Origin of the sequence: Kistimonas scapharcae (genome assembly GCF_039540975.1) — a bacterium.
In the GTDB taxonomy this organism is placed as follows: domain Bacteria; phylum Pseudomonadota; class Gammaproteobacteria; order Pseudomonadales; family Endozoicomonadaceae; genus Kistimonas; species Kistimonas scapharcae.
Genome location: NZ_BAABFL010000364.1, coordinates 1 through 9811 on the forward strand (window position 1 = coordinate 1; position 9811 = coordinate 9811).

A 9811-nucleotide genomic window follows, 5' to 3' on the forward strand; every position below is an offset into this window, starting at 1 on the left:
AGCTGAGCTGTTGGTCCATGGCTAATCTCCAGCAAGGGCTGAGAGGAGATTAGCTTATTATCGGGGACTTAATCGCAGGTTCCTTAGGGGCTCCAACAACATGGCATAATTAGTCCCGGGAAAATGCCTGGCGCTTGACCGACAGCATTTGCTTCCATGCCTTGATCTGATCAGGCAATTCACCGACCAGGCATTCGGGATCCAGCGTACGCATCACCTGCCCCGGGTCAAGTACCTTGCCTGAACCGACAATGGCAACCCGGGAATGTCCAAGCGAATACATCCGGCCATTTCTTTCAAAACGTTGCTCAAAATAGCAATATTTGTTGTCCCATCCCAGTAATGTTGTCTGCAGTTGAAACCTGTGGAAAGGAGGCAGCTCACGGAAGTAGGCGATTTCCTGAGCACTGGCGATCAGTTTCCATCGATTCTGCAGGGTCAACCTCAGCAAACCGGACTCCGCCATATGGAGGGTTCTGCCCAGATCCATAAAGCTGAAATACCGGGCATTGGTCAAATGCAGGTTGATATCGCAGTCATGTGGACAGACGGTAAACGACTGAATACTGGCTTCCAGGGGTTTTCTGGTATGTGAACGACGAAAGAAAATAATTCTCAGGATGAGGGTCAAAAAGCGCAGATACAGATTCATTCCAGAACAACCATTTCATTATTGTTAGTCTAGGGCTGCCTATCAGGCACAAGCATCAATCCGTCAGACAAGCCGCCTGCCGACGATCTATACTCAGTCGCATTTTCCAGATGAAAAACGATCGCAGCCATGGTGAGGGATCATACTATGCCTGACCACGGCAGAACATTCACAGCCCTGTAAATGACATGCCGCAAAAAAACCACTGTGTTTTTCCCTGACACGCATTGCTCAGACATCTTGGTAAAATTCCGGGCTTTTTTCGGGAGAGAACCATGACATCGATTAGCCAGAGCGAACCGTCAGCCCCCGGACAACAGGCCGATGCCAGCGAGCTCATCAAACTCAGGGAAGAGAACCGCCAGCTGATTCGCGAATTCAAAACCCTTCAGGCGGATAACCCGAAGCGTCTGAAAACCCAGATCAAACGCCTTCAGGAGGATAACCGCAGCAAACAGAATGAGATGGCCCTGCTCAAAAGCAAACTGAAACGCGAGCAGGAAGAAACAGCCGCTCTGCGCCAGGCGCTTGAGGAGCTGAATGAAAGCATTCAACACTTGCAGGTGCTCGAACACCCCCAATGGGAGTCAGAGGATAAATCCTGGGCGGTTTACCTGAAGCTGGATGACAACACACCGGACGGTCAAACGCCTGAATTCAGCATACGAGTACTTGACCGGCAGACCGGTGGCGCCAAAACGGCTCATATGGATGTGGATGATGACGGGAACCACAAGCTCTCATGGCCCCGTATGCGTGCTATCCCCAAGGATGTCAAAACAGCGGTAGAGCAACTGATCGAAGGGTGAGCCCTACCATTGCCTGACTCACCAGCAGGTGCTGAACTACCCCTTGGGCTTCAGCGCCTGACGCTCTTTCTTGATCAGGAAATCGGCCACTTCCAGCATGGCCTTGGCGCTGCCGGCTTCCCGGGCAGAAATACGGTATTTGCCATTCACAACCAGGGCTGGGACACCCGTAAGCTGTGCACCACGAATCAGTGAATCCGCCTGCCTTAACTGGTTACGTACGCCAAAGGAGTTATAAGCTTTAGTGAACTGCTCTTCAGATACATCATAAAGCTTGAGGAATTTTGCCATGGCATCCGGCTGGTTCAGGCGCCGGTTTTCCTGGTGAATGCTATGAAAGATGGCAGCATCCACCTTGTTGGCATCAAGCTCCAACGCCTGGACGGTATAATACAATTGTCCATGCACCTTCCATTCCTTGCCAAAAAGCGCGGGGACTTTACGGAAGTTCACGTCGTCTGCCAGCGTTCTGGCCCAAGGCTCGATATAAGGTTCCAGCTGGTAGCAGTGGGGGCAGCCATACCAGAAAGCCTCCATGACCTCCACCTTGGCCGGATCACTGGTGGGGATAGGCTGGCTGAGGCGGATGTAGTGCTTTCCCTCCTCAAACTTCTCGCCCGCCTGGGCAAACAAGGGTAGCAGCAGCAGGACAGTCAGAAATCGCATCAGCAGTTTTGGCATGTTTCACTCTTCTTTTGTCATATGCATCCATTTCCTCAGGTTATTGTGACAAAAAAGAGCGCTCACCAAAACCCGTTTTATAGCGTGCCATACGACAACCTCGGTCAAGCAACTCATGCTTGGTTTACCTAACAATGCAGCAAGCCCCAATAACAAAACCAACAATCAATCGCTGTTTTTTTATCGACATGCCGAATCGGCCATCAGTTTTATAGCCAGCACGGAACTTTGTATTTACCCAAGAATCCAAAGGACTACTGCGTTTAAAACAAATGCAGCGTTTTTTATCCAGCTTACTTTCAAGGAGTAATACAACATGTCAAGTTATGATTTAACCAGTCCAAGTGCAACATACGGTGGTTCCGGCTTTTCTAACCAACGGTCGCATGAAGATGCCGATATGGAAAGCGTTTCGTTTAATAGACACCATACAGGAGTAGCCAGTGGCATCAGAGGTTTCTTACACCGCAGAGCCGAAGGCGGCTGTTGCCCTGACAGAGCGACGTGTGCACGTAAGGTAAAGACAGTATTTGTCGGTTTAGGCAAACTACTGGCAGGCGCCGTGATTGTGCCGGGTAACATCGTATTTAATACACTACTAGGATTCGCCAGTGGTTTTGTTGAAGGGGAATCCAAGGTAGTCAAGGCAGTTTACAACAAACTCGCTGATACGAATAAACCTTTGGCATTCGCTGCAGCCTTTGTAACCGCCATTACTGTCGGCCTCATACCAGGTGCTATTTTTGCTGTTGGACGGACGATGGAAGGAATGGTTTATGGTGCCCGTAATGGTGTTGCCATGACTATCAATCTGGGCGGATCAGCGTGGAATGAGAAGGCTAATGAAACACTTCATACCGTTCATAACCGTTTTCTCACAGCCTTTGGTCATAGCACTGTCGAATATGGCGTCCTATAAGCTTCCAATAACGCACTAAGTATCAATCCGACTATAGCAACAACCTTATTTATATGGCTGTTGTTATAGTCGGGTATTCAAAGCACTCTATGCAATTTAAGAATATTTAAATGACAACGTACGGATTTCTCTGATTCAAACCTATCAAACCCTCGCCGAGAAAAATTATTTCCCATCCTCAAAAGATACGAATAACCAGCAACATCAAACATCCATTCAGCCTCGCAGCGGACATAACGTGCGGATACTGCTGATACCCCAGACAAAAGCTGCCCAGTAGGATACCGGCCTCTACACCTATAAGGCGGTTCCAAACGCCAGTCACACCACATCATCACCGACTCAGAGGCAAACAATGCGAATTCGAACACTTCTGGCCCTGACTCTCGTCACGCTTGCATCCTTCAACACCAGTGTTTCTCTGGCAGCAACCCGCAGTGGAGAAAACGTCAGCATCTGGTTTGATACCGGCGGCCCCGTAGGTGGCGCTTACAATACGATTGTACAAAATGGTGCCCAGCAGGCCTGTGAAGATCTCGGCTGTGATATCCGGTTCCTGTACTCCGACTGGAGCCCACAGAAAATGATCGAAAACGCCAACCGTGCCATTGCATCAAAACCCGATGGTCTGGTGGTGATGGGTCACCCCGGGGATGACGCGTACGAAGCACTAATTGATGAAGCGCAAGACAGCGGCATCATCGTCACTAGCAGCGATACCGAGCTGCCGCGCCTGATGGCAGAGCACCAAGCAGAAGGTTTTGGTTACGCTGGCACTGATAACAAAAGCCGCGGCACCTTGCTGGCCCAGGAAGCCCTGCGCCGCCACCCCATGAAAGCCGGTGAACGCGCACTGGTTTGGGGACTGAAGAGTAAACCCAATCGAGGACTCTCTACCGTCGGCATGATTGAAGCACTAGAAGACGCCGGCTTGCAGGTTGATTACATGGAAATCAGCGCTGAACTGGATAAAGACCCTACCCTAGGCATGCCACTGATGACAGCGTATCTCTCCCGTCACCCTGATACCAAGATGATACTGATCGATCACGCCGCCCTGACTGGCCAATTGGAAAACCTGTTGCGTGCGGCCGGGGTCGGCCCGAATGAGATCTTCGCAGCCGGCTTCAGCCTGTCTCCAGCTACCGCAGCAGCTATCCAGAGTGGTTACGTTGATCTGGTAGGCGACGGACAGCCTTTCCTGCAGGGCTACCTCCCTGTTCTGCAGGTTGTCCTGACCAAGCGCTATGGTTTCTCCGGTTTGAACATCAATACCGGCGGTGGTTTTATCAGCCGCGACAATATTGACCTGATCGCACCACTGGCCAAGCAAGGCCTTCGTTAATACTCACCGGCGCGCAGATCCGCTGCGCGCCTGGCCTGACTCCCTGGATAAAGAGACGGTTTCCGGATGACCAAACGCCTGGAAATGCGCGGCATGAACAAGTGGTTCAATGGCGTGCATGCACTGCAAGACATCGATTTCGACCTGAATGCCGGTGAAGTCGTCGCCATTGTAGGCGACAACGGCGCAGGTAAATCGACCCTGATCAAGATACTGGCCGGCCTGCATCAGCCTGACAGTGGTACGCTAAAGATCAGTGGCCAGGCAATTGATTTTTCCCGTTATAACGTCGCAACGGCCCGAAAGCTTGGTGTCGAAACCGTTTACCAGGAGCGCTCGCTCGGCGAAAAACAGCCCCTCTGGAGAAACCTGTTTGTCGGGCGTCACCTTCGCAATAAGTTTGGTTTTATCCGCGTTCAGGAAGAAAAACTGATTACCCAACGACTGTTGCAGGACATTGGCCTGCGCGGCATAGGCATCACGCCGGACTCTGATGTCAGCATCCTTTCCGGTGGTGAACGACAGGGGCTGGCCATCGGTCGCGCCATGCATTTTGATGCCGAGATCATCATTCTGGATGAACCCACCAACGCCCTCTCCCTGCACGAAGTGGGCAAGGTGCTGGACTTCATCCGTCGCATACGGGCCACTGGCCGTTCCTGCATCCTGATCTGCCATAACATGGCCCATGTCTACGACGTGGCGGACCGGTTTGTCTTTGTTGATCGCGGCAGAATTGTGGCTGAACACGCCCGTAGTGCCATCAGCCTGGAAGAGCTCAGCACCACATTGATCAATATTGCCCGGGAAAACACCCTGCAACGGAACGGAGCCCCGTCATGACCCTGTTTTTGCGCCACTACCGTTTCCAGATGGGCACCTTTGGCCTGCTGCTGGTGCTTTGGGCGACATTCCTGGTGTTAAGCCCGGCCACCTTTGGCTCCCTGCGCATTTACACCTCCTTCATGACCAGTATTCCGTTCCCGGCCATACTGGCGCTGATGCTGACCTTCCTGATTGTATCCGGGGAAATGGACATGTCGTTTCCGGCCATCATGGCTTTTTCCGGTTATCTCTTTGCTGTCGTGTTTACGGCTACGGGCAGCAGTCTCACAGCTATGGTCGCAGCGCTGCTGGGTGGCAGCATGGCAGGGCTGATTAACGGCTTACTGATTGTCCGACTCGGCGTTCCCTCTATCATCGCCACAATTGGCACCCAGTTTTTCTGGTATGGACTGACAACAGTGCTTGCCGACGGTATCGCCATCAGCCTGATTGATGTCCGCTCCACCTGGCTGCATGATTTGCTGGTCGGTCGCCTTTTCGGCTGGCTGCCCATGCAGGCGATCTGGTGCCTGGTGCTGACCGTGGTCGCCTGGCTCATGTTGCAGCGGCACACCTTTGGCGACAATGTGCGTTTTATCGGGGATGACATCAATACCGCCAAAATGATGGGTATCCCGACCGATCGCACCCGAATCCTGCTGTTTACCCTGATGGGAGTGACCAGCGCCTTGGTCGGCGTCATGGTATGCCTAGAAATGGCCAACTGGTGGCCAACCCAGGGCGAAGGTTACCTGCTGCTGGTCTTTGCCTCGATATTTATTGGCGGTACATCTGTCTTCGGCGGAACCGGCACATTGTTCGGAACATTGATCGGTGCCATAGTCATCGGCATGATCGAATCCGGTATCATTGCCGTCGGACTTTCCGGGTTCTGGACGCGCATGGTTTACGGTCTGATTATTGTTGTTTCGGTCTCTGTCTATGCCTTCCTGATGAAGACCCACCGTCGCTAAATCGTTATCAGCGGGGAGGCTATGAAAAAGATCACGGTCATTGGTGCCGGCAGCACCATGTTTACGCGTCAACTGTTGTCAGCTCTGTTTGCTTATAAAGATCTGCCACCGACAGAAGTGGTTCTGGAAGATATCAACGAGCAGGTTCTGGAGCGCAGTTTCCGGCTGGTTGGGTTGATGATTGAACAGGCCGGCGTCCCCGTCACATTGAGTATGACGGTAAATCAGAAAGAAGCGCTGCGTAATGCCGACTTCGTGATCAATGCCATCCAGGTGGGCGGTCTTGAACCCTGGAAGCTGGATATGGAAATTCCCCAGCGCTATGGCATCAGCCAGGAAGTGGGCGACACACTGGGCGCTGGCGGCATTTTCCGTGGCTTACGTCAAATACCGCCGGTACTCTCCATCCTCCGCGATATGGAAGCGGTCTGTCCGCAGGCGCTCTTTATCAATTATTCCAATCCGCTGGCTCCGCTGACCTGGGCAGCTAGCCAAGCGTCGTCTATTCGCAGTATTGGCCTCTGTTATGGCGTTCGCTATACCGCTTCCCAGCTGGCAGGGTATCTTGGTGTCGGCCCCTGGGTGGATCATCCGCATACCCCCGAGTTATGGCAGGCATTAATGTACCAGGATGTCCCCGAAGCGATTGAGTATCGATTCGGTGGCATCAACCATATGACCTGGATGCTGGAATTCCGTCATAAAGGTGAAGATCTCTACCCCCTGATTCACCAGTTACCAGATAACCCTGCCGTCTATAAAAACGACGCTCCTCGCTGCGAAATACTCAAACACTTCGGTTACTGGAGTACGGAAAACCACTGGCATATGACCGATTATGTGCCCTATTTCCGTAAGAATGAGGCCATGATCAATAAGTTCCTACCAAGGCGCTGGAATCTGCTGGCACTGGAGCAGGAAGTGCACGCCCTGGCTAACGAAGAGATCAACCGGCAGCTGGCAGGGGAACAGCCATTCAGAATTGAAGAAAACATGCTCAATGGCGCCAAACTGATTCACGCCATGCTGACCAATACACCAACCCGCATTAACGGCAATATTGCGAACCAGCAGGATACTGGTCTGCTAATTGATAACCTGCCCGCAAACTGTGTCGTTGAAGTACCGATACATGTCGATAGCAAAGGCCTGCACCCGGAAACGATCGGCACACTCCCAACGCAATGTGCCGCCCTCAACAAAACGAATATCAATGTTCAGGAGCTGGTCGTAGAAGCGGCCCTCAAAGGCGATAAGCAGGCAGCCAAGTACGCCCTGGCACTGGATCCGCTGACCGCCGCCCTTTGCACCCTAGAACAGATCGATAACCTGTTTGAAGAATTGCTGGAAGCCCAAAAGCCTTGGTTGCCACAATTCTAATCGTATGACTCCCCCTGCATGGGTATTAACTGGCAGGGGGTGCATCGCATGATAATCACCAGCATGACACTATAAACCACGCCACAGGCCAACATACCGGCAATCAAACCACTCAGGTAAAACTGATGCTGCAAGGCCAAATAATCCCAGACCAAGGCTGTTGATAAGCCAATGCCTGCCGGCACGAAAAAGAGCCAGGACGGCAGCTTTTGATAAAACAGTGCACCAAGCAATGGAATAACTACCGTTGGCCCCCAGAAATTAAATGCATACAACATTATGGTCAGTAAATCACCCTTATAAAGGCTAAATAACATGGCCAATACACCAATAGTAAGCACAGCCATGCGCATCAGCATAATCTGTTGTAACTCAGTCTGCTGATACTTCTTGATAAACAACGGTAAAGCATCACGGACAGCAGCTATTGCTGCTGTATTTAAAAAACTATCTGCGGTTGACATAATGGATGCAAGAATGGCGCAAACGGCAATACTGACAAGGCATCCGGGAAGAACCAACACTAACAGTTCATTAATTGCAGACTGAACAGATGTGTCAGGATTCACGACCGATGCAAGCAGCCCCAAAAAACCTGCACCAATTGCAACTAATGCGACCAAAACACAGGCAAATGAAAAAGAAAGAGCTGCTTGATAATGACTACGAGCCATCATCACTCTTTGGACCATCGGAGGAATCATAAAGTCTCCTACGGCAAAACTGAGAAACAGCGACAATACACCGATGGCTCCCTGATCCGCCAAACCAATGATCTGTTCAGCGTGTAACTGCCTGATAAAGATGTCATAACCACCTAGATGATGTATGCCAGCCATTACAACAAAAAAAACACCAACGATGATCAAAAGCAGCTGTATCACATCTGTCGATACCACACCACGAATTCCGCAGAGTGAACAATAACCAATGATGATACTCCCACCAACTATACTCCCCAGCCAGATGGGTATCGGCAATATCAACGCAGCAATACGACCTATTGCCGCCATTTGAACAGTAAGAATACCTATGCAGAATAAGACCCATAAAATACCACAGGCATAACGAACTCTCCTGTCATATTGGCGCTCGAGAATATCCCCAATACTGAAGCAATGATGAAAAGCTCTTAATCTTGGAGTAACTCCGACCAATAGCAGAAATTGAAAGGGTTGGCCGGCGAAAAGACAAATCGCATAGATGAATCCTTGAGAATAAACTTTCTCACCTACACCCAGCAAAAAACCACTTCCAATAACTGTCGCGGCAATACTGGTCATTAAAGAAAAATTCCCAAAATAACCTTTTGATAAGGCAAATTCATCAAATGAACAACTACGCTTAGCGTGCCTTGAAGCGATATAAAGTGTCGCAAGAACAAACACGGTTACTACAAACCAGGAACTCTGAAAAACAGGAAGCACCATAAAAGTACTCTCTTACTTATGGAGTCTGTATTGATGGCATTACCCATCGAGCCATATATAAAGTAGACACACATTGTTTTCTTGCTAAACCAAAGTCTTCTCCTATTATCCATTAATTAGAGAACGCCCCATAGATAGAGAGTAAGAATCAACAACAATTGGATAGTGCAATGCAACTATCAGTGATTCTAACAATCTACATCTATGAACAATGATTTAAGCATCAATTAGAAAATACTTTTTTATTTGAAATAGGAGGAGAATAATGAATGAAATTCACAGTCTCAAAAAGCATATTTATTACATTTTTTACATTAATATCAAGTACACTCAGCCACAGCCTGGAAAATAACCAAATACATTACAGTTATATTCGTAATCAATTCATGCCTGTCATTTCTCTTACCCATCAGAACAATGGCTTTATTGCCTGCTACTCACACAATAACGATGCACCATCTTATCCTGTCGGCGGCAATATTCACGTAAAAGGATTTATCGCTATGCAGGGCCAATATCTGGGTCGTATTTTCCATCCGGATGGTTATTTACACAGGGATATTAGCGTACAGGATTCGGAACCCAGCCTATTGTGTAAAACTTATATACCATCATGCGAGGATAGCGGCGTGGAGTGTTGGGCCGGAGGTGATACTGGCGGCTATTTCTCAGCTCTCATGTACCCAGCCCAGTAGTTATTGTTTTTCAATAGCCCAAAGCAAAAACCCTGACCAGTTGCCTGATCAGGGTTTTCTCATTAAAGCCTGGCGATGACCTACTCTCACATGGGGAGACC

10 protein-coding genes are annotated in these 9811 nt (G+C 49.9%); 7 read left to right on the top strand and 3 right to left on the bottom strand.

Annotated features, from left to right (window positions below; all coding sequences use genetic code 11):
- Nucleotides 1-109: 109 nt before the first annotated feature.
- A complete protein-coding gene (locus tag ABD892_RS13105; protein ID WP_345196209.1) occupies nt 110-652 on the bottom strand; it encodes an acyl-CoA thioesterase in 543 nt (180 codons plus the stop codon).
- Between the two features lie 275 nt (nt 653-927).
- Between ABD892_RS13105 and ABD892_RS13110 the strand changes: the two genes are divergently transcribed.
- Nucleotides 928-1461, top strand: a complete 534-nt coding sequence (locus tag ABD892_RS13110) for a hypothetical protein (RefSeq protein WP_345196210.1) — start codon at nt 928-930, stop codon at nt 1459-1461.
- Between the two features lie 36 nt (nt 1462-1497).
- On the opposite strand, the gene ABD892_RS13115 is transcribed toward ABD892_RS13110, so the two are convergent.
- Nucleotides 1498-2142, bottom strand: a complete 645-nt coding sequence (locus tag ABD892_RS13115; protein WP_345196211.1) for a thiol:disulfide interchange protein DsbA/DsbL — start codon at nt 2140-2142, stop codon at nt 1498-1500.
- 316 nt (nt 2143-2458) lie between these two features.
- Between ABD892_RS13115 and ABD892_RS13120 the strand changes: the two genes are divergently transcribed.
- From ABD892_RS13120 to melA, 5 genes are all read left to right on the top strand, one after another.
- Nucleotides 2459-3061, top strand: coding sequence for a hypothetical protein (locus tag ABD892_RS13120; RefSeq protein WP_345196212.1), 603 nt, complete (start codon nt 2459-2461; stop codon nt 3059-3061).
- A gap of 355 nt (nt 3062-3416) precedes the next feature.
- The gene (locus tag ABD892_RS13125; protein WP_345196214.1) at nt 3417-4406 is read left to right on the top strand and encodes a sugar ABC transporter substrate-binding protein; all 990 of its coding nucleotides are present in this window, start codon (nt 3417-3419) and stop codon (nt 4404-4406) included.
- A gap of 66 nt (nt 4407-4472) precedes the next feature.
- Complete coding sequence (locus ABD892_RS13130; RefSeq protein WP_345196215.1) at nt 4473-5249, top strand: ATP-binding cassette domain-containing protein; 777 nt, start codon at nt 4473-4475, stop codon at nt 5247-5249.
- A complete protein-coding gene (locus tag ABD892_RS13135; protein WP_345196216.1) occupies nt 5246-6205 on the top strand; it encodes an ABC transporter permease in 960 nt (319 codons plus the stop codon). Before ABD892_RS13130 ends, ABD892_RS13135 begins: the two co-directional genes overlap by 4 nt.
- Before the next feature lie 21 nt (nt 6206-6226).
- A complete protein-coding gene (melA, locus tag ABD892_RS13140; protein WP_345196218.1) occupies nt 6227-7585 on the top strand; it encodes an alpha-galactosidase in 1359 nt (452 codons plus the stop codon).
- Here melA and ABD892_RS13145 read toward each other — a convergent pair.
- Nucleotides 7582-9015: a sodium:solute symporter family protein gene (locus ABD892_RS13145; protein ID WP_345196219.1), complete on the bottom strand. Its 1434-nt coding sequence runs from the start codon at nt 9013-9015 to the stop codon at nt 7582-7584. The two genes, melA and ABD892_RS13145, sit on opposite strands and share 4 nt — an antisense overlap.
- Nucleotides 9016-9284: 269 nt before the next feature.
- Between ABD892_RS13145 and ABD892_RS13150 the strand changes: the two genes are divergently transcribed.
- Nucleotides 9285-9710 carry a hypothetical protein gene (locus ABD892_RS13150; RefSeq protein WP_345196220.1) on the top strand — a complete coding sequence of 142 codons (426 nt, stop codon included), beginning with the start codon at nt 9285-9287 and terminating at the stop codon, nt 9708-9710.
- The last annotated feature ends 101 nt before the right edge of the window (nt 9711-9811 follow it).

Coding starts and splice junctions, on each gene's coding strand:
- ABD892_RS13105 (WP_345196209.1), bottom strand. CDS start 652: ATGAATCTGTATCTGCGCTTTTTGACCCTCATCCTGAGAATTATTTTC.
- ABD892_RS13110 (WP_345196210.1), top strand. CDS start 928: ATGACATCGATTAGCCAGAGCGAACCGTCAGCCCCCGGACAACAGGCC.
- ABD892_RS13115 (WP_345196211.1), bottom strand. CDS start 2,142: ATGCCAAAACTGCTGATGCGATTTCTGACTGTCCTGCTGCTGCTACCC.
- ABD892_RS13120 (WP_345196212.1), top strand. CDS start 2,459: ATGTCAAGTTATGATTTAACCAGTCCAAGTGCAACATACGGTGGTTCC.
- ABD892_RS13125 (WP_345196214.1), top strand. CDS start 3,417: ATGCGAATTCGAACACTTCTGGCCCTGACTCTCGTCACGCTTGCATCC.
- ABD892_RS13130 (WP_345196215.1), top strand. CDS start 4,473: ATGACCAAACGCCTGGAAATGCGCGGCATGAACAAGTGGTTCAATGGC.
- ABD892_RS13135 (WP_345196216.1), top strand. CDS start 5,246: ATGACCCTGTTTTTGCGCCACTACCGTTTCCAGATGGGCACCTTTGGC.
- melA (WP_345196218.1), top strand. CDS start 6,227: ATGAAAAAGATCACGGTCATTGGTGCCGGCAGCACCATGTTTACGCGT.
- ABD892_RS13145 (WP_345196219.1), bottom strand. CDS start 9,015: ATGGTGCTTCCTGTTTTTCAGAGTTCCTGGTTTGTAGTAACCGTGTTT.
- ABD892_RS13150 (WP_345196220.1), top strand. CDS start 9,285: ATGAAATTCACAGTCTCAAAAAGCATATTTATTACATTTTTTACATTA.